General features: G+C 71.4%; 21 protein-coding genes and 1 pseudogene. 10 read left to right on the forward strand and 12 right to left on the reverse strand.

Annotated elements, in window-relative coordinates; genetic code table 11:
- Window positions 1-52 precede the first annotated feature (52 nt).
- From AB0J06_RS07245 to AB0J06_RS07270, 6 genes are read right to left on the reverse strand one after another with little or no spacing between them, the layout of a single operon-like run.
- A complete protein-coding gene (locus AB0J06_RS07245; RefSeq protein WP_357425610.1) occupies window positions 53-769 on the reverse strand; it encodes an HAD family hydrolase in 717 nt (238 codons plus the stop codon).
- A complete protein-coding gene (wecB, locus tag AB0J06_RS07250; RefSeq protein WP_357425612.1) occupies window positions 766-1,944 on the reverse strand; it encodes a UDP-N-acetylglucosamine 2-epimerase (non-hydrolyzing) in 1,179 nt (392 codons plus the stop codon). Before wecB ends, AB0J06_RS07245 begins: the two co-directional genes overlap by 4 nt.
- Window positions 1,941-4,067, reverse strand: a complete 2,127-nt coding sequence (locus tag AB0J06_RS07255; protein WP_357425614.1) for an ATP-grasp domain-containing protein — start codon at window positions 4,065-4,067, stop codon at window positions 1,941-1,943. The genes wecB and AB0J06_RS07255 overlap by 4 nt, the downstream gene beginning before the upstream one ends.
- Window positions 4,064-5,503 (reverse strand): glycosyltransferase, encoded by a 1,440-nt coding sequence (locus AB0J06_RS07260; RefSeq protein WP_357425616.1) that lies wholly within the window; start codon window positions 5,501-5,503, stop codon window positions 4,064-4,066. Before AB0J06_RS07260 ends, AB0J06_RS07255 begins: the two co-directional genes overlap by 4 nt.
- Window positions 5,497-6,195, reverse strand: a complete 699-nt coding sequence (locus tag AB0J06_RS07265) for a PIG-L family deacetylase (RefSeq protein ID WP_357425618.1) — start codon at window positions 6,193-6,195, stop codon at window positions 5,497-5,499. The genes AB0J06_RS07260 and AB0J06_RS07265 overlap by 7 nt, the downstream gene beginning before the upstream one ends.
- The gene (locus AB0J06_RS07270; protein ID WP_357425620.1) at window positions 6,195-6,728 is read right to left on the reverse strand and encodes a hypothetical protein; all 534 of its coding nucleotides are present in this window, start codon (window positions 6,726-6,728) and stop codon (window positions 6,195-6,197) included. Before AB0J06_RS07270 ends, AB0J06_RS07265 begins: the two co-directional genes overlap by 1 nt.
- Before the next feature lie 156 nt (window positions 6,729-6,884).
- Here AB0J06_RS07270 and dacB point away from each other — a divergent pair, with 156 nt between their 5' ends.
- From dacB to AB0J06_RS07305, 7 genes and pseudogenes are all read left to right on the forward strand, one after another.
- On the forward strand, window positions 6,885-8,483 hold the full coding sequence (gene dacB, locus AB0J06_RS07275) for a D-alanyl-D-alanine carboxypeptidase/D-alanyl-D-alanine-endopeptidase (RefSeq protein ID WP_357425622.1): 1,599 nt from the start codon (window positions 6,885-6,887) through the stop codon (window positions 8,481-8,483).
- Window positions 8,484-8,961: 478 nt separating this feature from the next.
- The gene (locus AB0J06_RS07280) at window positions 8,962-9,477 is read left to right on the forward strand and encodes a hypothetical protein (protein ID WP_357425624.1); all 516 of its coding nucleotides are present in this window, start codon (window positions 8,962-8,964) and stop codon (window positions 9,475-9,477) included.
- A complete protein-coding gene (locus AB0J06_RS07285) occupies window positions 9,477-12,842 on the forward strand; it encodes a glycosyltransferase (protein WP_357425626.1) in 3,366 nt (1,121 codons plus the stop codon). The genes AB0J06_RS07280 and AB0J06_RS07285 overlap by 1 nt, the downstream gene beginning before the upstream one ends.
- 50 nt (window positions 12,843-12,892) lie before the next feature.
- Window positions 12,893-13,738 (forward strand): alpha/beta hydrolase, encoded by an 846-nt coding sequence (locus AB0J06_RS07290; protein ID WP_357425628.1) that lies wholly within the window; start codon window positions 12,893-12,895, stop codon window positions 13,736-13,738.
- 37 nt (window positions 13,739-13,775) lie between these two features.
- Window positions 13,776-15,089 carry an EAL domain-containing protein gene (locus AB0J06_RS07295; protein WP_357425629.1) on the forward strand — a complete coding sequence of 438 codons (1,314 nt, stop codon included), beginning with the start codon at window positions 13,776-13,778 and terminating at the stop codon, window positions 15,087-15,089.
- Window positions 15,090-15,202: 113 nt separating this feature from the next.
- On the forward strand, window positions 15,203-15,439 hold the full coding sequence (locus AB0J06_RS07300) for a hypothetical protein (protein ID WP_357425631.1): 237 nt from the start codon (window positions 15,203-15,205) through the stop codon (window positions 15,437-15,439).
- A 207-nt stretch (window positions 15,440-15,646) separates the two neighbouring features.
- Window positions 15,647-15,790: pseudogene (locus AB0J06_RS07305) on the forward strand (IS5/IS1182 family transposase); the annotation flags it as partial.
- Between the two features lie 301 nt (window positions 15,791-16,091).
- Here the strand turns inward: AB0J06_RS07305 and AB0J06_RS07310 are convergent.
- A complete protein-coding gene (locus AB0J06_RS07310; RefSeq protein ID WP_357425633.1) occupies window positions 16,092-16,943 on the reverse strand; it encodes a hypothetical protein in 852 nt (283 codons plus the stop codon).
- 432 nt (window positions 16,944-17,375) lie between these two features.
- Between AB0J06_RS07310 and AB0J06_RS07315 the strand changes: the two genes are divergently transcribed.
- Window positions 17,376-17,807, forward strand: a complete 432-nt coding sequence (locus AB0J06_RS07315; RefSeq protein ID WP_357425635.1) for a TIGR03668 family PPOX class F420-dependent oxidoreductase — start codon at window positions 17,376-17,378, stop codon at window positions 17,805-17,807.
- Here the strand turns inward: AB0J06_RS07315 and AB0J06_RS07320 are convergent.
- Entirely contained in the window at window positions 17,804-18,715 is a 912-nt protein-coding gene (locus AB0J06_RS07320) for a TIGR03619 family F420-dependent LLM class oxidoreductase (protein ID WP_357425637.1), read from the reverse strand. The genes AB0J06_RS07315 and AB0J06_RS07320 overlap by 4 nt on opposite strands.
- Before the next feature lie 94 nt (window positions 18,716-18,809).
- Here AB0J06_RS07320 and AB0J06_RS07325 point away from each other — a divergent pair, with 94 nt between their 5' ends.
- Entirely contained in the window at window positions 18,810-19,187 is a 378-nt protein-coding gene (locus AB0J06_RS07325) for a hypothetical protein (protein WP_357425639.1), read from the forward strand.
- Window positions 19,188-19,218: 31 nt separating this feature from the next.
- Here the strand turns inward: AB0J06_RS07325 and AB0J06_RS07330 are convergent, their stop codons facing one another.
- Together AB0J06_RS07330 and AB0J06_RS07335 are read right to left on the reverse strand one after the other, a co-directional pair.
- Window positions 19,219-19,665 carry a pyridoxamine 5'-phosphate oxidase family protein gene (locus AB0J06_RS07330; protein WP_357425641.1) on the reverse strand — a complete coding sequence of 149 codons (447 nt, stop codon included), beginning with the start codon at window positions 19,663-19,665 and terminating at the stop codon, window positions 19,219-19,221.
- 206 nt (window positions 19,666-19,871) lie between these two features.
- A complete protein-coding gene (locus AB0J06_RS07335) occupies window positions 19,872-20,378 on the reverse strand; it encodes a DUF6461 domain-containing protein (RefSeq protein ID WP_357425643.1) in 507 nt (168 codons plus the stop codon).
- A 449-nt stretch (window positions 20,379-20,827) separates the two neighbouring features.
- On the opposite strand from AB0J06_RS07335, the gene AB0J06_RS07340 reads away from it, so the two are divergent.
- The gene (locus AB0J06_RS07340; protein ID WP_357425645.1) at window positions 20,828-21,763 is read left to right on the forward strand and encodes a peptidoglycan DD-metalloendopeptidase family protein; all 936 of its coding nucleotides are present in this window, start codon (window positions 20,828-20,830) and stop codon (window positions 21,761-21,763) included.
- Between the two features lie 329 nt (window positions 21,764-22,092).
- Here the strand turns inward: AB0J06_RS07340 and AB0J06_RS07345 are convergent, their stop codons facing one another.
- Together AB0J06_RS07345 and AB0J06_RS07350 are read right to left on the reverse strand one after the other, a co-directional pair.
- Complete coding sequence (locus AB0J06_RS07345) at window positions 22,093-23,130, reverse strand: alpha/beta hydrolase family protein (protein ID WP_357425647.1); 1,038 nt, start codon at window positions 23,128-23,130, stop codon at window positions 22,093-22,095.
- 313 nt (window positions 23,131-23,443) lie between these two features.
- Entirely contained in the window at window positions 23,444-25,633 is a 2,190-nt protein-coding gene (locus AB0J06_RS07350; protein ID WP_357425649.1) for an MMPL family transporter, read from the reverse strand.
- Window positions 25,634-25,638 lie beyond the last annotated feature (5 nt).

Consider the following 25,638-nt stretch of genomic DNA (forward strand, 5'->3'; position numbering starts at 1 on the left):
GAGATCGTCGCCGGCTCCGCCGCCCCTGACCCCGCGTCGACCCGTCCGTCGGTCAGTAACCGATGGGGAGGGCGCCCGGGCAGAGCAGCGGAACGACGGCCGCGAGGTCGGACAGCACCAGCATCGCGGGTGGATCGTCGGGGGCGTGCGCGTGCTCGCCGGTGCGTACCCGGATCGAGCGTGCCCCGACCGCGGCCGCGACCGCCATGTCCTTGCCCGGCCGGTCCCCCACCACGACCAGGTCCTGCGCGGGGAGGCCGAGCAGCTCGGCCACCCGCCGCAGCCCTTCCGGGTTCGGCTTGCGGGCCGCCCGCCCACCCAACTCGTCGGTGATGACCACCGCGTCGAAGGCGTCGGCCAGGCCGGTCGCGGCGAGCTTGGCCCGCTGGATGGTGGGGTTGCCGTCGGTCAGGCAGGCCAGTGGATAGCGCACCCGCAGCGCGGCGAGCGCCGCGGGCACGCCCGGATAGGTCGGCAGGCGCCGTGGCCGGTACGCGGTGAACGCGGCGACCAGGGCGGGGAGCAGCTCCGCGGCGCGCCCCGGCGGCACGCCGCACCCGGCGAGCGCCCGGTCGATCGTGCCGCCCCGGTCGGAGCCGGCGGCCAGTTCGGCGCGGAGCGCCCGGCTGAGCGCGCCGCCGTCGAGCCCGGCGCGGGCGGCGGCCCGGCCGACGGCGGCGGCGGCGCCGCGCAGGTACGCGGCCTGCGGGTACGCGGTGTCGTCGAGGTCGACGACGACCCCGGCGGGCAACGGGCCGGGCCAGTTCACCGGGAGACCCAGGGCAGGCTGCCGTCGGTGTGGTCGGGTTCGATGAGGGTCAGCAGCCGGGTCGTGGCGGGATCGGCGAGGAGTTCGGCGACCTGCCGGCCGGTGGTGCCGTCGCCGTACGGGCAGGGCAGCGCGGCGATCCGGGTCTGCTCGGCGGGGCAGCTCAGGGCACGCGCGGCGGCGAGCGCCCGGTCCGCCTCGTCGTCGCTGGTCAGTCCGGTGAGCACGGTGGAGCGGAGTTCGACCCCTTCCCATCGGGGGGTCGACCGGCGCAGCACGACGACCGGCACGCCGAAGTAGGCCGCCTCCTCCTGCAGGCCACCCGAGTCGGTCACCGCCACGCGGGCGGCGGCGAGCGCGGTGAGCAGTTCCTGGTAGGGCAGCGGCTCGCGCAGCGTCACGCCGGGCGCGGTGGCGAGCCGCTCGGCCAGCCCGTGTTCACGCAGCCGGGCGGCGGTGCGCGGGTGCACCGGGAAGAGCACCGGCCCGACCCGAGCGGCGAGCGCGGTGACCAGACCGACGAGGCGGCGCAGCCGGGCCGGGTCGTCGACGTTGCTCGGACGGTGCGCGGTGACCAGCACGCCGGTGCGGCCGTCGACCGGTGTCGGGGTGGCGGAGCGTTCGCGCATAGCGTCGATGACCGGGTTGCCGACGACGAAGACCCGTTCGGCGGGGATTCCCTCGGCGGCGAGGAACGCCGCGGCCCGGGCGGTGGGGGCCAGGTGCAGCTGCGCGGCGGCGGCCGCCACCCGGCGGTTGACCTCTTCGACGCTGCGCTGGTTGAAGCTGCGCAGCCCCGCCTCCAGGTGGGCGAAGGGCAGACCGACGGCGCGGGCGGCGAGCGCGTACGCGGGCACGGTGTGCGTGTCGCCGAGGGCGAGCACCACGTCGACGGGGTGCGCGGCGAGGACCCGGGCGGCACCGGCCATGAGCGCGCCGAGTCGACCGACCCCCTCGGGCAGCCGCAGCCGCACGTCGGGTTCGAGCCCGAGCGCCGTCTGCATGTCGACGCCCATCGCGGGGTCGGCGTGCTGGCCGGTGTCCACGGTGGTGACCGTGTGGCCGGCGGCGCGCAGGGCGCGGACCACCGGCGCCAGTTTGATGATCTCCGGTCGGGTGCCGAACGGGACCAGCACCCGCCGCGGCACCCGCTCCCCGTGCAGCTCCGTCGTCACGCCGGGATCAGCGGATCGGCGACGGCGGTGCCGTCGGCGGCGTAGTAGACCTCGGCGAAGTGCCGCGCCATCCGCACCCCGGGTTGGAAGCTCAGCCGCGGCAGGGGCGCGCCGGGTTCGAGGATGCCGGTGAGGTAGCTGCCCACGACGTCGGCGCCGGCGGCGAGGGTCAGCGGCAGACCGCCGGAGAAGCGGGGGTTGACCTCGACGACGCTGACCGCGACCTCGGCGTCCGGGTCGTCGGCGAGCGGGGCGGGGTCGGCGACGAATCCCTGCACGTTGGCCGGACCGGTGAGCCCGACCGCGCGCAGCGTGTCGCCGACGACGCGGGTCACGGCGGCGGAGTCGAAGGTGCTCCCCCGCACCGAGATGCCGGCCCTGGTCTCGTCCCGCCAGCGCGGCACGCAGGTCAGCATCGTGCCGTCGCGGGCGACCAGGACGTCGGCGGTGAACTCCCGCCCGGTCAGCCGGGTCTGCGCGATCGGCACGGCCACCGTGGCGAACGCCCGGTCCAGCTCGGCGGCGGTGTCGACGGCGTGCACGTCGCGGCTGCCCCGACCGCCCGCCGGTTTGACGATCCACGGGCCGGGCAGCGCGCCGGCGCCCTCGCGGGTGGTCGCGGTCGCCGGGTGCGGCACCCCCCGGGCGTGCAGCGCGGCGGCGAACATCGCCTTGTTCAGGCAGGTCCGCACCGCCGTCGTGTCGGGGAGCCAGGTGCGGCAGCCGAGCGCCGTGAGGCGTGCGGTGACGGCGCCGAGCGCGGCGTACTCCTCGGCGACCGTGCAGATCAGGGCGGCCGGCCGGTGCTCGGTCACGATGCCGAGCAGCGCCTCGCCGTACCCGTCGGCGTCGGCGCGGGGCAGCACCGCGGCGGTGTCGCCGAGCCGCAGCCCGACCGCGTCGGGGTCGGCGTCGAGGGCGAGCACCCGGTGGCCGGCAGCGCGCAGCGCGCGGATCACGGCGACCCCGGCGGGACCGCCGGCGCCGGTCACCGCGACGAGCCGCCCGCGCCTGGCGGCGGCGGGACGGGCGGGCGCGACGCCCGGCGTCACCGCCGGAGCGGCAGGCGTTTTCTCCGATGTGGACGGATTGGCCTCGGCGCGCATGATCCAGGCGCGCGACCAGAGCCGCAGCGCGGTGATCTGCCGGTCGGAGACCGGCTCCCACTGGCGGGCGGCGACCGCGTCGGCGAGCGCGTCGAGGACCAGGTGGGCGGTCTCGTGCGTGGCCACGGCCACGAGCGTCGCGGTGTGCACGCCGAGTCCCCGCCCGGCGAGCTCGCGTACGGCGGCGGCGCGCTCGGCCGGATCGAGGTGGCCGAGGCGGTAGTCGATGCGCCCGCGCTCGCGGCGGGCGGCGAGCTTGCGGGAGACCGACGACGGGAGCAGCCGGCGGTGCACGAAGCTGGCGATCCGGATCCTGGGCGTCCGCGCCGGGCGCCCCACGCTCTCCACGCGGTAGCCGAGGCCGGGTCGGGCCCACGCGTCGGGGCGTCCGGCGGTGTGCCGACCGGACCGGTCCTGTTCGGCCCGCTCCGGGCTGTGCATGGTCAACGCGATCATGATGAGCAGTCCGACCAGCGTGTAGGCGAAGTTGAGCAGCGCGCCGACCCAGTCGTGGAAGAGCACCAGCGCGCTGACGTCGAGGTGCACGCCGGCGAGGAGCGAGAGGATCAGGCGGAGCTGGTTGGCGAGCACGATCCAGACGGCCGCCACCAGGAACCCGCCCAGGGCGTGCGGGCGGCGCCGCAGCACGAACACGGCCAGTGCGGAGAGGGCGAGCAGGCTGGTCAGGGCCGAACAGGAGGCGGTCAGCTCGGCGACGAGCGGCCGGTCCCCCGGCCCGAAGATCAGGAACGAGTCACCGAGCGCGCCGGAGATCTTGGTCTCGCCGAGCAGCCCGAGGGCGCCGGCGGAGAGCCAGACCTCCACATGCCGGGCCGCGTTGATGAACACCGCGAACCCGGCCAGACACCAGGCGGTCGCGCCGGCGATCTCCCACAGCACGGTACGGCGGCGCAGCGCCGCCCCGGAGGAGCGGTACCGGTTGCGGCGCAGCGCCTGCCGCAGCAGCTCGCTGACGGAGATCGCGGCCGGGTTGGGCGTGATCGGCGAGGCGGTCAACGCGACTCCCCTTCTGAGACGCCGGCGGGGAGCGCACGGCGGGCGAACGAGACGGACGCCGCAGCGACCGGCGCGGGAGCGGCCGGGCGTACGGAGGTGGCGCCGGAGCGGGCCGTCTTGGCCCAGCTGTAGCGCCGCCCCCACATCCCGTCGAGATAGGCGGCGGTGGCGGTGAGGATGGCGAGGCCGAACGCCGGGATGAAGCCGACCAGCAGCCACGCGGCGCGCCGCTCGACCCGGCCGAGCAGCAGCCCCACGGCGAGCTCGGCGAACGGGCCGGCGAAGAGCAGGGTGGAGAGCGGCAGCAGGCCGACGGCGGCCTCGCCGCCGATGCCGAAGCCGCGCAGCGCGGTCAGCACCAGGCCGATCCCGCAGAGCACCGGGATGTGGTAGACCCAGAGGAACATCATGGTCTCGACCTTTTCGGCGAACCCCAGATGCGGGCTGCGCAGCGCCGTACGCCAGTAGTCGCGCAGGCACTTCTGATGCCCGCGCGCCCAGCGGTAGCGCTGCCGCCAGAAGCGCGACGAGGAGAGCACCGCCTCCTCGAAGTCCACCGCGGCCGGGTCGTAGCGGACCCGCTTGCCGCCGAGCAGCACCCGCAGCGTCAGGTCGGTGTCCTCCGTGACGGTGTGCGGGTTCCAGCCGGCGAGCGCGCGCAGCACGTCGGTGCGGACGGCGCAGTTCGCCCCGCCGTACGCGGGAAGCTCGAACAGCGCCTGCCGGCCGTACTCGTTGACCAGGTAGCCGGAGAGGTAGTCGATGAAGATGGTCGAGGCGAGCGACGACTCGACGCCGTTGCGGACCACGCAGCGCCCCATCACGGCCCCGACCTCGGGGTCGCGGAAGTGGCGGACGAGGCGGCGCAGCACGTTGCGCTCGGGCTCGTGGTCGGCGTCGAAGACCACCACGATCTCCGCCTCGATCTGGGCGAGCGCGTCGTTGAGCGCACCCGACTTGCCGCCACCGGCGTCCGGGGCGCGGTGCAGCACCCGCAGCCGCGGGTCGGACGCCGCCCAGGCGTCCAGCCGGGCGCCGGTGCCGTCGGTGGAGGCGTCGTCGACGACGACGAGGGTCAGCGCGTCGCGCGGATAGTCGAGCCCGAGCAGGGCGGAGACCATCCCGTCGACGACGAGTTCCTCGTTCTTGCAGGCGACCAGCACGGCCAACGGCGGCGCGTACGACTCGACGCCGACGTCCGCGGCGGCCAGGTCGTCCTCGGCCCAGCGCGCGGCGGAGATGGCGAAGGCGAGATGACGGAAGAAATACGCCAGGAAGATGAGGTTGAGGGCGCCGGCGATCACCCCGAGCGTGCTGTCGACGCCGAATGCGACGAACGCGCCGACCAGCAGGACGACGTACGCCAGCAGGGCCCAGCGGTGGTGCTCCTCCCGGTGGCCGGCCGCGTGTCGCGGGGCCGGCGCGACGGTCACCACGGCGGCAGCTGCCCGGCGAGCGCGGCCACCTCGGTGACCTCCGCGACGGCGGCGGCCCGGGCGCTCGGCGCGCTCTGCACGGGCCGCAGGTCCCAGACGAACCGAACCGGGGCGAACGCCTCCGCGTAGCGGGTGCGGGCCTGCGCGCCGAAGTGCCGGGCGGAGGCGACGACCACCTCCGGGTCGACCATCGCGGAGGCGTCGACCTGGGTGCGGTGACAGGCGATCGCGTCGAGCTTGCGGTCGAGGTGGGCGGAGATGTCGACGTACATCGTGGGGTTGAACTGGGTGGTCGACGGGCTGCGGTAGTGCAGGATCCGGTTGCCGTGCCGGGTCGCGGCCAGGGTGGCGGCCGCGGCCGCACGGTGGTCCTGGTGGGAGTCGTCGGGCGCGTGGACGTAGACGATGTCGGCGGCGACGCTGCGCAGCACGGTCTCGACGACGGTGACGGTGGCCGCGTCGGGCGCCACCGTGCAGTCGACCAGCCGCCCCCAGACCAGTACGGCGTCGAGCACCCGGGCGGCCCGTTCCTGTTCGCGACGGCGTTCCAGGCAGCTGCCCGGGCCGTTCTGTCCACCCGTGAGCACCAGCATGGTGACCGTGTCACCGGCCGCGCGGTGCGCGGAGAGCGCCCCGCCGCAGCCGAGTTCGATGTCGTCGGGGTGCGCGCCGACCGCCAGCACGCTGCGCATCACATCCCCCGGTGCAGGCGCCAGCGGCGCACCCGCATCCCGACGAGCGCCGCGATGACACTGGCGGCCAGCACGATGACCGGTGCGAGCCCGTTGCCCTCGGCCGGGAGCTGCACGTTGGGTCCGCAGACCGGCGACTTGGCCGTCGCGGTCACCGCGAACCATCCCACCTGCCAGGTGACCGGCTGGCTCCGGGCGATCGGCGGCGTGGCGAACGACGCGCGGTGCGCGCCGGGCGAGAACCGGGTCGTCTGGACGCCGTTGAACTGGCTCGGGGTCATCTTGTTGTACCGGCCGACCGGGATGTCCCCGGAGTAGCGGGTGTTGTTGTCGTATCCGAAGACGGCCCGGTAGGTGTTGTCGGCGCCGAGCACGACGCAGTCCATGGTCAGCTTGCCGGGGAGGCTGTCCCAGGTGGCGGCCGCGGGCGGGGCGGCGAGGACGACGGCGGCCACGGTGGCGCCGAGGATCGCGGCGGCGGCGCGGACGATACGGCGCGGGCGAGCGCCCACGCTCCAGACAGCACGACGCACGGGATCCTCCAGGTACGGGTATCCGGCGCGGTGATGTCACCGGATCATGAGGTCCCCATCGGTGGCTGTGCCCGGCGGTTGAGGAGTTGCCCGGCGGCAGAAAACTTCACCCGTCGGGCGATATCCCGCAACTTACCTGCGTGACAGCATCACGCCATGCATCGTCGTCTCCTCCCCCGGACCCTCGCCCTCGTGGCGCTCGCCGCGGCGGCCGCGACCGCCGGCGTGCCGGCCGCGACCGCCACGGCGGTCGCGCCGGAGCCCGCGCTCACCCGGCTCAACGCCACCATCGACGCGATCCTCGCCGACGGCCGGCTGGCCGGGGCGCAGGCCGGCGTGGTCGTCGTCGACGCCGCGACCGGCGACCCCCTCTACGACCGCAACGGCGACCGGCGCCTGCTGCCGGCGTCCAACACCAAGCTGCTCACCTCCGCTGCCGCGCTGGAGCTGCTCGGGCCCGACCACCGGTTCAGCACCGACGTGCGCACCGCCGGTGACCGGCGCGGACCCGTGCTCCACGGCGACCTCTACCTGCGCGGCACCGGCGACCCGACCATGCTCGCCGCCGACTACGACGCGCTCGCCGCGAAGGTCGCCGCCGCCGGCGTGCGGGTCGTCCAGGGCGATCTGGTCGCCGACGACACCTGGTTCGACGATCAGCGGCTCGGTCTCGAGTGGGCCTGGGACGACGAGTCGTACTACTACGCCGCACAGGTCTCCGCGCTGACCGTCGCCCCCGACACCGATTACGACGCCGGCAACGTCATCGTCACCGTGGGCCCGGGCGGGTCCCCCGGCGCGAAGCCGGTGGTCACGCTGAGTCCCCCGACCGGCTACGTCACCATCGACAACCGCGCGTCCACCAGCGCCGGCGGCGGCGGCACGATCTCGATGGAACGCCGGCACGGCACCAACACCATCGTGGTCACCGGTCAGCTCGCCGTCGGCGCCTCCGCCACCAGCGACTGGATGACGGTCGACGAGCCGACCGGCTACGCCGCCGACGTCTTCCGGCGGGCGCTCGCCGCCCACGGCGTACGGGTGCTCGGCGCGACGACCCTGGGCCGGGCGACCCCCGCGCCGGCGAAGACCGTCGCGGCGCACGAGTCGATGACCCTGGCCGAGCTGATGGTGCCGTTCCTCAAGCTCTCCAACAACGGCCACGCCGAGGTGCTCACCAAGGCCATCGGACGCCAGGTCTCCGGCGCCGGCACCTGGTCCGCCGGTCTGGCCGCGATCTCCGGCTACGTGCGGTCCGCCGGCATGGACACCGCGACGCTGCGCCAGGCCGACGGGTCCGGGCTGTCGCGGCGCAACATGATCCCGCCGGCCGAACTCGCCGACCTGCTGGTCGCGGTGCGTGCCGAGCCATGGTTCCGGAACTGGTACGACGCCCTGCCGGTCGCCGGCAACCCCGACCGTTTCGTCGGCGGCACGCTGCGCAGCCGGATGCGCAACACCCCGGCGGCGAACAACGTGCACGCCAAGACCGGCAGCTTGACCGCGGTCTCCGGGCTCTCCGGTTACGTCACCGACGCCGACGGCAGGCCGCTGGCCTTCTCGATCGTGCTGAACAACTACATCGCGTCGTCGGTGACGAGCATCCAGGACCAGATCGCGATCGCGCTGGCCTCGTACAGCGGGACGGCGGGTACGGCGGCACGGTCGGCGAGGGCCGTGCCTCCCGTCGCGCCCTCGGCCCCGTCCGCCCCCGAAGGGCTGGAGTGCTCCTGGGTGAAGCCGATCGCCTGCTGAGAAATGCACGGAAGGGTCCCTTGTTATCGCTTTCCACATAATGAGGGACCCTCCCGTGTACGCATTGAATTGAATATGGTTCACCATTCGCATTCACCGCCCCCCCACGGAAAAATCGCACCGCGTGACGGAGATGTCGGATTGCGGCGAGATCGCCGTGGACCGACCCCGTTTCACATCCTTTACGCAACCCGGAACGCGAGGACAACTAGGCGCGGACAACTCCGTTATCGTCTCCATGGACATTTCTTTTAAGCCGATCTTCGCGCCCATTCAAACACCGCCTCACGGACTTCCTCAGGGATTCCTTTACTAGGCTTGCCGCGTGACTGCCGAAGACATACGGCCAGGATTTGTCGTTGATCTGGCGATCCCAGAAAAGATTGACTCAGTCGCCCTTTCTGAAAATCGCTCAATTCCCGTATTTGTCGACCTGACCGGCCGCCGGCAGCGCCTCGTACGCTGGCTCGCCATCGGCATGGCCGGCGGAGGCCTCAGCTATGCGGCACTGATCGGAGTCAGCCTGGCCGGCGGGCCGGTCAGCGCCCCCGCGGCGCTGGCGCTACGGGACTTGAAACCCAGTCCGCAGCCCTCCGCGCCGACGCCCGGCGCCGACCGGCGCCCGGAGATGCTCGCCGTGGCCGGGTCCACAGTTCCCCCCGTCCAGTCCCCGGGAGGCATGGACTTCAACGGGGCGACGGGTCACCCGGCGACTCGGCCCGCCACACCTCGAGCGACGGCGTCGAGCCCGCAGCCGCCGAGGACGCAGCCACCCGCGACGGCGCCCCCCGCCACCAGACCACCGCAGGATCCCATCCCCACGCCGAACCCGAGCGGGATGCCGGATGCCGGGCCGCCGCCCGTACCCAACCAGCCGATCGCGCCGCAGGAGTCGCAACCGACGGCCGCGCCGGCGACCGCCGACACCCCGATCCCTGAGCCGTTCGTGACGATCCCGGCCCCGCCCGGGTCCCCCGGGGCGTCGGTGCGCTGATGGCGACCCCCACTCTGCCGGGGCCCACCCGGCGGGAATTACGCGCGCGCGTTCGGCGCGAGCGACGGAACAGCCCCCGCCCCCGGCGCGTGGTGGTCTCGGTGCTGGTCTTCGTCTTCGCCAGCCTGCTGCTGGTCGCGGCGTACGCGAACTCGGAGCTCACCCCGGACTCGGTGCACGAGACCGGGGAACAGGACACGGTGCCGACCGAGGTGCTGACGGGCGGCCCGATCATCAACGCGTCCGGCGAACACCCCCAGTCCTACCGGATGCCCGCGAAGACCATCGCGCTGACGTTCGATGACGGGCCGGATCCGTGGTGGACCCGCAAGGTGCTGGACGTGCTCCGCCGTCACCAGGCCAAGGCCACGTTCTTCGTGGTCGGCTCCGAGGTGGTCCGGCAGCCGGTGCTGACGCGGCAGATCGCCGCGAACGGCCACGAGCTGGGTGCGCACACCTTCACGCATCCGGATCTCACCGCCGTGCCCGGGTGGCGGCGACGGATCGAGTATTCGCAGACCCAATTGGCCATCGCCAAGGCCGCGGGGGTGCGGACGTCACTGCTGCGGTTCCCGTACTCATCGAAGGCGGAGGCGCTCGACGACCGGGACTGGCCGGTGATGAAAGAGGCGGGCAGCCTCGGCTACCTGGTGGTGGTCAACGACACGGACAGCCAGGACTGGGCCAAACCGGGGGTCGACGCGATCGTTCGCAACATGACGCCGCCCGACGGCCAGGGCGCGATCATCCTCCTGCACGACTCCGGCGGCGACCGGGCGCAGACCGTGGCGGCGCTCGACCGTTTCATCCCGGCGATGCAGGCCCGCGGCTACCGCTTCACCACCGTCACGGCGGGCTTCAACCGGTCGCTCTCCGAGCAGGCCCCGGTCACCGCGCCGCCGGTGACCGAAAACCCGCCGGCCTCGCAGTTCGACCGGTGGCGCGGGGCGTCACTCGTCTGGGCCGTCCGGATCGCCGACGGCACGCTCTCCGTGCTCGCGGTGCTCTTCGTCGTCGTCGGCCTGCTCACGCTGGCGCGCACTCTGCTCCTTTTCGTCCTCGCGGGACGGCACGCGCGGCGCCGCCACGCGCGCGGATGGTCCTGGGGCCCACCGGTCACCGAACCGGTGTCGGTGATCGTGCCCGCGTACAACGAGAAGGAGGGCATCGCCGCCGCGGTCCGCTCCCTGGCCGGAGGCGACTACCCGGAGATCGAGGTCATCGTCGTCGACGACGGCTCGACCGACGGCACCGCGGACATCGTCGAGGGTCTCGGCCTGCCCAACGTGCGGGTGCTGCGCAAGCCCAACGGCGGCAAGTCGAGCGCGCTGAACGCGGGCACCGCGCTGGCCCGCCACGAATTGATCGTGATGGTCGACGGGGACACCATCTTCGAGCGCGACTCGCTCCGGCGGCTGGTGCGGCCCTTCGCCGACCCGTCGATTGGGGCGGTGGCCGGCAACGTCAAGGTCGGCAACCAGAACAGCATCATCGGGCGTTGGCAGCAGATCGAGTACGTGATCGGCTTCAATCTCGACCGTCGCCTCTACGAGACGCTGCAGTGCATGCCGACCGTACCGGGCGCGATCGGCGCGTTCCGCCGCCGGGCGTTGATCGACGTGGGCGGGATGAGCGGCGATACGCTCGCCGAGGACACCGACATCACCATGGCGGTGTCCCGCGTCGGGTGGAAGGTGGTGTACGAGGAGACGGCGCGCGCCTGGACCGAGGCGCCCGCCAGCCTGGAGCAGCTGTGGAAGCAGCGCTACCGGTGGAGCTACGGCACGATGCAGGCGATGTGGAAGCACCGACGGGCGGTGCTCGACGACGGGTCCTCGGGTCGCTTCGGCCGCCGTTGCCTGCCGATGCTCGCCCTCTTCGGCGTGGTGCTGCCGCTGCTCGGGCCGGTCATCGACCTGATGGCCGTCTACGGCCTGTTCTTCGCCGACTGGGTGCAGACCGCCACGGCGTGGCTGGCCATGCTGGCCCTGCAGTTCGTCACCGCACTGGTGGCGTTCCGGCTCGACCGGGAACGGATACGTCCGCTGTGGACACTGCCACTCCAACAGTTCGCATACCGCCAGCTGATGTACCTGGTGCTGATTCAGTCGGTGGTGACCGCGCTGACCGGCGTCCGGCTGGGCTGGCACAAGCTGCAGCGCACCGGCGAGGCGGCGGTCTCGGGCCACAGACAGCGTCCCGCCGTGACCCGCACCCGTACCACGGTGACCTCCCCCGCTGCGCGTGACCGTTACTTTGACGCGCTCCGGGCCCTGGCCCTCGGCCGGGTAATCGTCTACCACATGTTCGGCTTCGCGTGGCTCAGCTTCGCATTTCCCGCCATGGGAGTCATGTTCGCGCTCGCCGGCTCGCTGATGGCCAGATCACTCGACGGAAAGCCGGTCCGGGCCGCGGTCTCGGGCCGGGTGCGCCGCCTGCTGCCGGCGCTGTGGGTGTTCGGCGCCGTGCTGCTGACGGCCATGGTCTGGCACGACGGCTGGGCCGAGCTGCCCGAGTGGCCGCGCCTGCTGATGTGGGTCGTTCCGCTCGTCTCACCATCGGGCAGCCCGTGGGCGCAAGACGCGACCGGCGTGCTGTGGTACCTGGTCACGTATCTGTGGCTGGTGCTGCTCTCCCCCGCCGCGCTGTGGCTCTACCGGCGCCGGCCCGTGGCGACCGTGCTCCTGCCTCTCGGGGTGCTGGTCATCCTGCAGGTCGTGCCCCAGGTGCTCGACGACGCCGTACATTCGGTCGTCACCGACGTCGCCACGTTCGGGGCGTGCTGGGTGATCGGCTTCGCCCACCGCGACGGGACGCTGCGCCGCATAACGCTGCCCCTGCTCATCGGCGTCGCCAGCCTGTCTCTGGGCATCGGCGCCGGCTGGGCACTCACCCGCCCCGCCGAGGTGGGGTTCGACCTCAACGACATCCCGCTGGCGCAGGGCTTCTTCTCCCTGGGTTTCGTCCTGCTGCTGCTGCGTGCGACACCGTCGATGGCGTGGCTGTCCCGGGCACGGTTCCTCGACCGGCTGGTCACCCTGCTCAACGCCCGTGCGGTCACGGTCTACCTCTGGCACAACGTGGCCATCGCGCTGTGCTTCGTGGTCGGCGACCGGATCGAGGTCTGGCGGCTGGGCGGTCTCTCCGACGTCGGCTACTTCGCCACGGCGCTGGCGCTCCTGCTGGTCCCACTGCTGCTGACCGGCTGGGTCGAGGACGTGGCCGCCCGCCGCCCACCGCGCCTGCTGCCCTGGCGTCCCGCACGGCCGGGGCGCGGAGTCGCAGGCGGGGCGCAGCGTCCCGCCCGGCAGGCCGTTCCCGGTCCGGTTGACGATGGGCCCGCCGCACGTGTCGGCGGTCGATGACGGCACCGACGGGCCCCTTCCCTTCGCATGTGACGCGGCAGGATGGGCGGATGCAGACCTTCGCCGCCTTCGATGGCACGACGCTCGCCTACCACGAGCAGGGTCACGGAACACCGCTGATCTGCCTGCCCGGCGGGCCAGGCAGGGCCTCCGCCTACTTCGGCGACCTCGGCGGGCTCTCCGCGCACCGCCGGCTGATCCTGCTGGACAACCGGGGCACGGGGAACTCGGCCGTACCCGAGGACCCCTCCTCGTACCGGTGCGACCGCCTCGTCGACGACGTCGAGGCGCTGCGGCTCCACCTCGGACTCGAACGGCTCGACCTGCTCGCCCACTCGGCGGCCGGCAACATCGCCACCCTGTACGCGGCCCGCCATCCGGAGCGGCTCCATCGGCTCGTCCTGGTGGCCCCCGGCTGGCGCGCCACGGATCTCGAGTTCACCGACGAGGAGTGGCTTTCCACGATGCACCGCCGGGCCGACGAGCCCTGGTACGCCGACGCGTACGCGGCGATCCTGCGGATCGAGGCCGGCGAGGTGACCGCGGAGAATTGGCGAGCGGCATCGCCGTTCTACTTCGGCCGGTGGAGCGCGGCGGCCGCCGAGTTCACCGACACCGACGAGGCGCAGCGCGCCCCCGAGGCCGAGGCCGGCTTCCGGGTGCCGGGGGCGTTCGGCGACCCGGCCGAGACGCGGGCGGCGCTCGCCTCGCTCACCGCGCCCGTGCTGGTCATCGGCGGCGAGCTCGACCCCGCGCCGACCGTACGGCTGCTGCGCGAGCTCACGGCGTTGTTTCCGCAGGGACGGCTGGTGATCCAACCGGACGCCGGGCACATGCCGTGGATCGACGACCCGGCCGCGTTTGTCGCGACCGTCACCGGCTTCCTGGCCGCATAACCCTTAAACAGGGCGCGCGAGCGCCGATCGGAACGGCATGCCCGGGACCCTGCGCGACGGACCGTACGTGGATATCCACGCGGTCCTCGACGCGCGCGCGGTGACGCCGGTCTTCCAGCCGCTGGTGCGGATCGAGACCGGCGAGATCATCGGGTACGAGGCGCTAGCCCGCGGTCCGGTCGGCTCCCCCTGGGAGTCGCCGGCCACGCTGTTCGCGGCGGCCCGACAGGTCGGGCGCGACGCCGAACTGGACTGGGTCTGCCGGGCGCAGGCCTACCGGGCGGCGCTGGAGGCACGGCTGGACCCGTCGCTGACGCTCTTCGTCAACATGGAGCCGGCCGCCTGGCGCGCCGGCTGCCCGGCTGACCTGCTTCCGGTGCTCGCCGAGGCGCAGCAGCGGCTCCGGGTGGTCACCGAGATGACCGAACGCGCCATCGCCGCGGACCCGGCCGCGCTGCTCGCCGCCACCGCCAGCTGCCGCGCCTCCGGTTGGGGCGTCGCCCTCGACGACGTGGGCGCAGACCCCATGTCGCTGGCGCTGATGCCCTTCGTCCACCCCGACGTGGTCAAGCTGGACATGCAACTGCTGCGCCGCCCGAAGGACCCGTACACCGCGCAGGTCGTCGGCGCGGTCCTCGCCTACGCCGAACGCACCGGCGCCACGATCCTCGCCGAGGGCATCGAGACCGAGCAGCACCTCGCCGTCGCCCGTAGCATGGGCGCCGTTTTCGGGCAGGGCTGGTTCTACGGGCGACCCGCTCCGCTCCCCGCCGAGCCGGACGCGACCTGCCGGCCGCTGCGCCTGGTCGAGGCCGCCGACGCGGTGGCGCCCATCACGCGCCGCGACGCCGCCACCCCGTTCGAGATCGTCTCGGCGTGCCGTCCGGTCGACCGCACCACGAAAGAGCTGCTGATGCCGATCAGCCGCTATCTGGAGGCGAAGGCCGACGAGGGGCACGAACGACCGGTCCTGCTCGCCTGTTTCCAGGAGGAGCGGCACTTCACCCCGACCACCGCCCGCCGCTTCAGCCAGATGGCCGCGCACGCCCCGTTCATCGCGGCGCTCGCCGTCAACCTTCCCGCCGAACCCGCGCCCGGCATCCGCGGCACCATGCTCGCCGCCGACGATCCGCTGCGCGGCGAGTGGAACGTCATCGTGGTCGGCCCGCACTACGCGGCCGCGCTGGTCGCCCGCGACCTCGGCGACGACGGGCCGGACCGGCAGCGCCGCTTCGATTACGTGATCACGCACGATCGGCCGCTCGTGCTGAAGGCCGCCCGGTCGCTGCTGCACTGGCTCACGCCGGCCGCGCAGATGGGCATCGGCGCCGTCGTCCCGCAAGCCGCCTGAATCCCCTCTCCGCGCCGGGGCCGGTGCACCGACCCCGGACCGGCAGGAATAGCCGCACCAACCGCGCCGCTCGGAGGATCGATGTCCGCCCCGCGCGGCGGTAGGTTGCGCGAGTGACCGATCTTGCACGGGGCGCGTACGAGCAGCTCATCACCGAGGGCCTCGAAAAGCAGCTCTCGGGCATCGACCCTGACCTCGTGCACCGGGCTGGGCTCGACCCGACGGACGCGCACGAGCTGATGGCCCGGCACATCACCGCGCTCGCCCGTCGCGCGCTGCGCGCGGTCCCCGGCTCGGACGCGCAGCGGCTCGCCGGGCAGGTCGAACTCGCCAACGCGTCGCGGCGCTGATCACCGCGGGAACACGACACGACCTGACCTGCCTCAAAGCCCATCCCGAGATGCTAGAGACACTGACCGAGTGGACCCGTGACGATCGCGCCCTCGCCGACCTGGGATACGAGCGTGAACCGGCACGTTCACCCTGCCGATCAAGAACCCCAAGGGCTGCAGGCTCACAAGCCGCAAACGCAACTCAACTGGCTTCAGGCCCACGCCCGAGCCCGCGCGAAGCAGGCGAACGCGGTGCTCAAAACGACGCTCAAGGCCCTGCGGCGGGTCAGTCTCGACCCCAACATGATCGGCCACATCACCGCTGCCGCACTCGTGCTTCTCCACATCGAGCACGGACGAACCACATGATCAAGCAACGTCAACGACCGTTATCCAAAGGCTCACTCTGCCGGCACCCGAGCACCAGATCAGTTTGCCTCGATCACTCAGCGCAACGCCCTCGTGCACACCATTTTGCATGCCCCCGTGGTCCGGTCTGTAGCCGAGCGACGAAAACCAACAGCAGAGGCCCCCACGGCCACGTCGTTGGGGTGACGTAGGGGCTTCGCCGTTAGCGCTCACTAGCCAACTATCAACGTCAGTCGCCACCCATGCGGAGATCTCCCCTCACTAGTTACCAGAATCATGAAGCGCTTAATGTGCAGCGCCTCTAGTCAGGGGGCTCACGCAGCCAGGTCCACTCCACTCCGTAAGAGTGGTAGGGACTCGGTTTCTCAACAGTGACCCTATATTCCGCTGTGCCGGCCGCGCTATCGACTCGCGGCGTCGGGATCGGCAATTCATCTACCACGGCGCCCTTCCGCGGCGTCCGGTTACTGTTCCAGACGACGCCTCGAACACTCTCGGGCGAGTGCTCACTGAAAGGCAGCTTGACTATCACCGTGATCTTACCGGTCTTGTACCGGCCACCGCCTTCCCGGAAGTAGGGCAGTTGGATCTCGACGTCATCTTCGTGCACTTGACGGATGCCGACGCGCAACGCCTTACCCCGTTCGAGGGGACGGCGCGGGTAGATCCAGCGATGCACCCGACCATCTGACTCAGCTCGGCGGCCGTCTAGAATCGCGTGCTCGGGGATCAACGATTCAACACGGCTTGTGCCGTTATGACCCTTACCTGTCCAGTGTGCACGAAACTCCACGAGACGAAGATCGTCGCGCGTAGCCTTCACCGTCTGGCTCCGCGTATACGTATAACGACGGTGATCTCCAAGAGGCTCGACGACCAGGAGACCTTCGAGATCAACGATCTCGTAGAAGGCGGGGTCATAGACACGAGTGACGTAGCGCCAGGCGTACCCCGAGACCGACAGCAGCAAGATCAGCAGTACCGACAGCGCGGTTGCCAACTTCCAGGACACGGAAAAATATCGGGCCGCCAAAACAATCAAGGCTAGTCCGCTACCGAGCACTGACCCGACGAACATGATCGCCCGAATTGTCGCAACACCTGACCTCAGGTGCTTCAGTACTGGCTTGTCCAGCAACCTTTCAAGGTCCACGCGGTATCGCCCTCAGCGCCTCGGGGGGTGTGCCGACGAACAATCGCGCGTTCGTGGCGAGATGCCATTCAGTGGTAGTGGATGGCTGGACAACTGTCAAGCGATGCTCATCAACGTGACAGAGTTGAGTTGTAGCCGCAGCACGGGCCCACCCGACAGGACGTCGTCACATTCGTCCTCCCGCGTAGACGAGCCCCCAAAGGTTCTACGCGAATCACCCGTTCGTTGGGATGAGCAGGACGCGGAATGGCCCGTCCCAGTTGTTCACGTGCCGCCGGCCCTCTCGCGACGTCCGGCAGGGATATCTCGTCGGCAATCGCCTCACGCTGCGTAATTTCCAGCGGCGACCCCTATTGAGGGTCGCGCTCTAAGCATGACTGCCTGACGCAGTCTCCGCACGGCGGCTGCCACCAACCGACTACGGTGGGACCTGTGGAGGCGTCCGACCTGCATGGCCTGGTCGAGTCGGCCCGGGTGGCACGACTTGCGACCGTCGACTCCGACGGCAAACCGCACCTGGTGCCGATCTGCTTCGCCCTGGTCGGTGACGTCGTCTACAGCGCCATCGACGAGAAGCCCAAGCGGAACGCGCACCCCCGCCGGCTCGCCAATCTCGAAGCGACCGGACGCGCCTGCCTGCTCGTCGACGAATACGACGAGGACTGGTCAAAGATCTGGTGGGTGCGGCTCGACGGCCACGGCCGGGTGGTGACCGACGAGGCGGAGGCCGGCACCGCCCGCACCGCGCTCACCGCCAAATACCCGCAGTACGTCGAACGTCCGCCGCACGGCCCGGTCCTCGCGGTCGACGTCACCCGCTGGGCGGGCTGGTCGCCTGCCTCCGGCTCGGTCACCGTGCCCTAGGAACGCGGCGCGAACGCCTCCAGCACCTCGTCGGCCCGTCGCAGCGACTCCGCCGGGTCAGCGTCCGGTGAGCCGATCTCCGGGTCGAAGTTGAGATCCAGGAAGAGTTCGGTGATTCCCTGCCCGGCGAGGTCGTCGAAATCGGAACGGATCTCATCGAGCGTGCCGGTGAGCGGCTGACGATCCGGCGCACCCGCCGGGCGTACCTTGACTGCTCCTCGGCAGACGAACCGCAACGCGCTCGGGTCCCGGCCGGCGTCGGCGGCCGCGGCCTTCACGGTGGCGACCGCGTCGCCGATCGCGGTCAGGTCGGCCTGGCTACCGCTGATCCAGCCGTCGGCGACGCGGCCCACCCGGCCCAACGCCTCGGGCACGCCACCACCGAGCAGGATCGGCGGGTGCGGCCGCTGCACGGGCTTGGGATCCATCCGGGTACGCGGCACCCGGTAGAACGTCCCGCTGTGTTCCACCACGTCCTCACTCCACAGTGTCCGGAGGACAGCGACGAACTCGGCGGCGCGCCGGCCCCGCTCCCGCTTGTCCGCGCCGGTCGCCTCGAACTCCTCGTCCGACCAGCCCAGCCCCAGGCCGACGTCGAGCCGACCGCCGGAGACGATGTCGAGCGTCGCGAGCTGTTTGGCGAGCACCACCGGGGAGAGGAACGGCAGGTTGAGCACCGCCGTACCGAGCCGGATCCGATCGGTGTGGGCGGCGAGAAAGGCCAGCGTCACGACAGGGTCCTGCACGCTGCGGTACATCTCGCCCCACCCGTCGTCCGCGGGATAGAGCAGGCGTTGAAACGTCCAGAGCGAGCGGTAGCCCAGCTCGTCGGCGCGACGCGCGATGTGGATCATGTTGTCGGGGGTGGCCCAGGAACCGGAGACGGGTGCAGCGAAGCCAACGTCCACGACCGCACCGTACCCCGCTCGCGCGGGCGGTGCCGGCGAGACGAGTCGTTGGAGTGCAGCGGAGAATCGACCGGGCGCGGATATCGTCGCCGCTATGGCATCGACCAGACCGCTCGCGCTTCGCCTGCCGCCGGTTCTGTTGGCCAGCACCCTGGTGCTGGGCGGACTCGTCACGTTGCCGGCGGTCGCGCTCATCGTGGCGGTGTTCGTCCGGCACCACATCCGTGGCTACCACGGGAATGTCGAGGAGTTCCTGACCACGGCCCTTCCGGCGCTCATCGGATATCCGTTTGCGGCGGTGCTGTGGTTCTACTGCCGCCGCGTGAGCACCACGCGTTGGTCCTGGCTCCTGGCGGTGCTCGGGGTTGTCGTGGTCGTCGCCGTCTCGTTCTGGCCGCTCGCCGTAATTGGCTACGGGTTCTACGAGGAGTGGCTGGAGACGCAGCCTGGCGGCAAGGGCTACTACAGATAAGCGATCGACCGGTCCGACTCGCAGCGCATCGCTAGGTGCGAGTGCGACGGCGAAGGCCTCGACCGGGATGCCAGCTCTCGATGACGAGATGGTCGCCCGGCTCCCCCACCCGGGTCAGCACCACCTCGGTGATCTCGATCCGGAAGCGGTGCGACCCGTCCGGTCCCGGCACCTCGTGCGCCCGTCCCGCGATCTTCGCATCCCCATCCCACGACGTCTCGTCGCCCTCCGGGGCGTCCTCGGTCGGGCAGTGCAACGCCAACCGCGGATCGCGGCGCAGGTCGAGCGCCTTCAGCGCGCCCGGCATGCTCCCGATGAACAGCCCGTCCTCACCGAACTCGAGCTCCGTGCCGCTGATCCGTGGCGATCCGTCCTTGCGCAGCGTCGCCATCGTCCCGTGTTTGCGCACCGCGAACCGCGCCCGCACCCGCTCGGCGAACTCCGGCTCCGCGGCGGCCAGGTCCTCCCACCACGTCATGCGCCGACACTCTCACGGGCCTCCGACAGAAACCCGTCGCGGACGCACGTCGCTCAGTAGCTCGTCGAGAACGTCCAGCTCGGCCCAGCCGTTCACCGCCTACAACCGTCCCAGATACGTGGCGTTGTTGACCTATGACTTTCGGCGGGGCAAGCCGGGCGTTCAGCGTCGGCCGGCCGGCTCGTTGAGCGTGCTCAGGGCCGTGGTTAGTGGGCCATCCAGGATTGCACGGTCCAGGTCGGCACCGCCTCGTCGCCCACAACCGCAAGCGCCGCGACGATCCTGGAGTTCGCCGGCAGGAGGGCCGCGATCCGTGGCCGTAGCGGTCCGTCAACATAGACGGCCCCACCGGGCTCGAACATCTCCACCTTCCGCCCGTCGACGACGTCACGCACGATGACCATCCCGTCGCCGCTTTTGGTGACCTGCAGCATTCGCGTGCCCTGCGACAGGCGTGTGATCGCCGGCGGCCTGTTCGCGATCGGAGCCCGGTCCTCGAAGCAGAAGACCCAGTTGCCGAACGCGCCGAGGCGGAGCAGCGCCCCGGGTTTGTCGATTGGGTAGGCCTGTTTCGCCTCGGCCATTGTCATCAGTGTTGGGGGGTCAGCGCCAAGCGCCGCCGCGACTGCGGCCGGTTCTTGATCCTGCACGAAGGTGAGGCAGAAGCCTGCATAGTGCTCCTGCCCCGCCCACGTCCACTGTTCTACGTTCACCTCGACACGCTATAAGCCGTTTGTGCTTACTCGACGAGGGCAGCACTAGCCGGGCGGACCGAGTGCACTCACGAAGGCCACAGGTCGACCCAAACGGTTGTCGGTAGCGGTGACCGGCCAGTTGCCATTCCCCCGGAGCGCCGACCTGATCGGAAGATCGTCTCGTCAAGGGGCACATCCGGGTCCTTCACGCCGTAGCGCTTGACGATGACCGGACCAGCCAGGCGCGCCGAGTTTCCGCAGGTCCGCGCCGTCGCACACCTCGGAACATCCTCATCGACGCCGATGTGAAATTCACTCGCGCGGGTGAGCGGCAACGGGACACACGCCAGCGCGCCCGTCCCTCGGCAGGGTGAAGGACGACGAGCCAAGTCGGTGCAGACGCCTTTTTCCTACACCACGTGATCTTGGTTCTTTCCATCAAGTTCCTCGACGCCGAAAGGGTTTACATGAGACGTAGCAACGCAGGCCGATATGCCTTCGTCGCGCTCGCGGCCCTCCTAGCGACGATCGTGTTGCCGCCCGGACCGGCGGCCGCCGCGACGGTGACCGTCGACAACAGCACTGCCGGCCGGTTCACCGCCAGCAACGACTGGCACGGGTCCGCCTGGTCCAGCCAGCGCTACGGCCCGGGCTACAAGGTCGCCACCCCGTACAAGGGCCGGAGCGACGCGGCCTGGTACAAGATGAACATCCCGAGCACGGGCAGATACGCGGTGGAGGTCTGGTATCCGGCCGACCGCGGCTACAACGACAAAACTCCGTACGTCATATCGACGACCAGCGGTAAGCAGAGCGTGCTCGTCAACCAGCGCCTCAATGGCGGGCGATGGGTGCGCCTGGGCACGTTCTCCCTCGCGGGGGGCAACTACAACACCGTCGGCGTCAGCCGCTGGACCACCGGCACCGGCTACGTCGTGGCGGACGCCGTACGCGTTGTTTCGGCATCCACCGCCCCGAGCGTCTCCCTGCCGCTACCCCGCACCGCGCTTTCGCGCAGCGCGTATGACGACCCGCACTGGTCGCCTCCGCCGGCGATCGATCTGCCCGTGCCGAACGGCACGCGGGCGTACGCGGTCCGGGCCGGCAGGGTCGCCCGGCTCAACGACAGCGGGTGCGGCATCGGGATCAACCTCACCGGCACCGACGGCGTGGTCTACACGTACTGCCACTTGATGAGCTGGTCGGTGGCGAACGGGAGCACGGTCACCGCGGGCCAGCAGATCGGTCTCACCGACAACAGCGGCAACTCGACCGGTCCGCACCTGCACTTCAGCATCCGCACCGGCAACACCTACCGGTGCCCGCAGAACTTCCTACTGGCCATCTACGACGGTCGCACGCCCCCGGCACCCAGCAGCCTGCCCACCACCGGCTGCTCGTAGCCGAGCGCGGAACAAGCCGGCAGCCGCAGGGTGAAAGCCCTGCGGCTGCCGCGTTGTGCTGAGTACGACCGAACCGGTCGGCGTCAGTCGGCCGTGGCGTCCCAGCCGTAGACTCGGCCCCGTACCTCTCGACGAGTCCGTTGTAGACGGAGAGCGCGTAGCGGCGCGACTTGTCCTGGTCGAGCGCCGGCCACTCCCGGTTTCCAGCGCCTTTCCGGATTCCCCGCCTTCGCCGGCCGGAGTAGCGCAGCGACGCGGGCTCCCGACGCCCGGCACGATGGGTGATCGACACATCGGCCGGAATCACCCACCGCGGCCGGGTCGTTCAGCTACGCGCCGGTGGCACCGGTCCCGCCCCGGAGATGGAGCGCCTTGAGCAGCATCGGCAGCGCCCGGTGCAGCTCCCGCTCCCAGTAGGGCCAGCTGTGGCTGCCGGGGCCGTAGAAGTCGGTCGTCACGGGGACGCGCAGCTCCTTGAGGCGCTCCGCGAACGCGACGTTCTCCCGGTGCAGCATCGCTTCGAGCGAGTCTGTCCGCCCCGGCGGGTCGAAGGGACCGCCGGCGGTGCCGTCACCGGTCGCGAGGAAGAGCGGGGTGTGGCGCAGCCGCTTCGCCAGGTGGTATGGGTCGTGAGTCTCCCAGATCTTCCGCTGCGCGACCGGGTCACCCCACAGGGCGTAGGGGTCGAGCCCGGTGCTGCCGAAGAAGGGCAGCAGGGTGTCGGCGTCCGCCAACGGGTGCACGACGCCGCTGAAAGAGGCGGCCGCGCGGAACATGCCCGGGTTGCGGGCCGCGTAGGACATCGCACCGAACCCGCCCATCGACAGTCCGGCGATGGCGCGCTTCGAGCCGGCGCCGTACCCGCGCTCCAGGATCCGGCGCAGTTCGGTGAGGTGGAACGTCTCCCATCGCGGCGCGCCGCCGGCGCCGAAGTTCCACCAGTCGCTGTACCAGCCGGCCGCCCCCGCCTCGGGCATGACGACCAGGACGTCGCGTAGTTCGGGGATGCCGGCGACGTCGGTGGAGCGGGTCCAGCTCACGTACGAGTCGCAGCAGCCGTGGAGCAGGTAGAGCACGGGCCAGCGGTGGAACCGGCCACGCTCGGCCCAGCCGTCGGGGGTCAGCAGCCGCACCTTGGCCGCGCTTCCGAGCGCAGGCGACTGGATGGTGAGGTCGACCAGGCGCGGCCCGACGGCCTGTTCGGCCACGACGTACGCCCCGCCTGCCGTCCGATCCGAGGCGGCCGAGCCGGCCGCGTCACCCGGCGCGGCAGCGGCGGCGCCCGGCGATCCGGCGATCACGGCGAATCCGGCGAGGGCCGCCAGCGCCCGGCGGACACGCATACTGACTGAGAAACCGATACGCACGCTCGCTCCTCCTTCTCATGGAGTTGCACCGAGCAGACACGTCTGTCGATGCCGGCGCAGGGAACGCTGTCAGCGGAAACCGCGTCGGGTCAAGGGATCGGGTGATCGCCGGTCGAACCGGCCGCCGAACGCGCAACGCCCTGCGCCGAGCGGGCCGGCGTGGCAGCGGACGACCAACGACCGGGCACGCCCGACCGTTCCGGGGGTGTCCGCAACTGCGAACCGCACGCGAAACGGCCCGCCTCCAAGGAGGCGGGCCGTACACACGCTGGGCTCGAGGGCTCGGGCGGATCAGCCCCGGAGGCCCGACCGGTCACCGTCCGGCGACGCCGATCAGGTCGCGCTGCTCGTCCCGCGTCGCCGGCACTTCCAGCCCGGCACCCTCGACGTCGAGGGTGGGCAGCCAGCGCAGCCAGCGCGGCAGCCACCAGGCCCGCTCGCCGAGCAGGGCCAGCGTGGCGGGAACGAGGACCATCCGGACGACGAAGGCATCGAACGCGATACCGGCGGCGAGCGCGAAGGCGATGGACTTGATGGTGGCGTCGCCGCTGGGCACGAACCCGGCGAAGACGGCGAACATGATCGCCGCCGCGGCGACGACGACCGGAGCCGCCTGGCGGAAGCCGGTGCGGATGGCGTCCAGCGCGCCGGCGCCGTGGCTGTGGGCCTCGTGCATCCGGGAGACCAGGAAGATCTGGTAGTCCATCGCCAGCCCGAAGAGGATGCCGATCACCAGGATCGGGGTGAGGCTGATCAGCGGGCCGGTGCTGTCGAGGGCGACCGCGTCCGCGAGCCAGCCCCACTGGAACACCGCGACGGTGGCGCCGAGCGACGCCCCGATGGTCAGCAGGAAGCCGAGCACCCCGACCAGCGGCACCAGCAGTGAGCGGAAGACCAGCACCAGCAGCACCAGCGCCAGGCCGACGACCAGGGCCAGGTAGACCGGCAGGGCGTCATCGAGGGCCTTCGCGACGTCGACGCTGACCGCGGTGGCTCCGGTGACGTACGCGGGCGGCCCGTCGGAGTCGCCCAGCAGCGCGCGCAGGTCGCCGACGAGCTGCTCCGTCGCCGTACTGGTCGGCCCGGACTTGGGGATGACGGTGAGCAGGGCGGCGGTGCCGTCGGCGTTGGGGATCGGCGGGGTGACGACGGCGACGTCGTCGAGCTTGCCGATCGGGCCGCTGGCCTGTGCGGCGGCCTGGGCCGCCCCGGCGCCGTCGAACAGGATGGTGATGGGGCCGTTGAAGCCGGCGCCGAACCCGTCGGCGAGCAACTGCTTGGCCGCGGCCTGGCTGGTGCCCTCGGCCGGGGTCTGCACCAGGGTGGTCTGCATGGAGAACGCCGGCACGGCGATGGCGCCGAGCACCCCCACCGAGAGCAGCAGGGCCACGACGCGACGGCGGGTGACGGTGGTGATCCAGCCGGCGAGGAAGCCGCGCCGGCCGGCGGCCTCCTGCGGTTCGCCGTCCGCGACCGTGGCGTTGCGCTGCCTGCGCGGCAGCGCACGCTGGCCGAGGTAGCTCAGCACGGCCGGCACCAGGGTGATCGCGACGAGTACGGCGACGACGATGGTCGCGGCCGCGGCCACACCCATCTGGGTCAGGAACGGAATGCCGACCACGAAGAGCCCGGCCAGCGCGATGACGACGGTCAGGCCGGCGGTGACCACCGCGGACCCGGCGGTGCCGACGGCCGTGGTGATCGCGGTGCCGACGTCGGCACCCCGCCGCAGCTCCTGCCGGTACCGGGTGACGATGAACAGGGCGTAGTCGATGCCCACGGCGAGGCCGAGCATCCCGGCCAGGATCGGGGTGGTCTCCGACAGCTCGGTGAAGCCGGTGACGATGGTGATGCCCATGACCCCGATGCCCACGCCGATGAGCGAGGTCAGCAGGTTCATGCCGGCGGCGACCAGCGAACCGTAGGTGACGGCCAGGATCACCAGGGCGATGAGGACGCCGAGCGCCTCGGCGATGCCACCGACGTGTGGGGGCGCCTGGGTGGCGTCGCCGCCGACCTCGACGGTGAGTCCCTTGTCGCCGGCGGCGTCGACGGCGGCCAGCAGCGCGTCCTGCTGACCGGGCGTCACCTCACCGACGGGGGCGGCGTAGGTCACCGTGCTGTAGGCGGTGGTCTGGTCGCGGTTGATCGTCGGTGCGGCCGGGTTCAGCGGGTCGGTGGCGGCGGTGACCCCGGGCAGCTTCGCCAGCTCGGCGACCAGGCCCTTGACGGCCGCGGCGTTGGCCGGGGCGGTCAGCTGCTGGCCCTCCGGGGCCTGCACCACGACCTGGGCCGTCGCACCGCCGCCGGCGCCGAACTTCTCGGAGATCCGCTCCAGTGCGGTGGTGGACTCCTGCCCGGGGATGGAGAACTTGGTCGAGGTCTCCCCGGCCAGGGTGACCGCGCCCACGCCGCCGCCCACGAGGACGGCCAGCCAGACGAGGACCACGATCAGTCGGTGCCGGTGGGAGAAGCCACCGAATCGGGACAACAGACGAGCCATGGGTG

The sequence above is a fragment of the Micromonospora sp. NPDC049679 genome (assembly GCF_040659735.1).
Taxonomy (GTDB): domain Bacteria; phylum Actinomycetota; class Actinomycetes; order Mycobacteriales; family Micromonosporaceae; genus Micromonospora_I.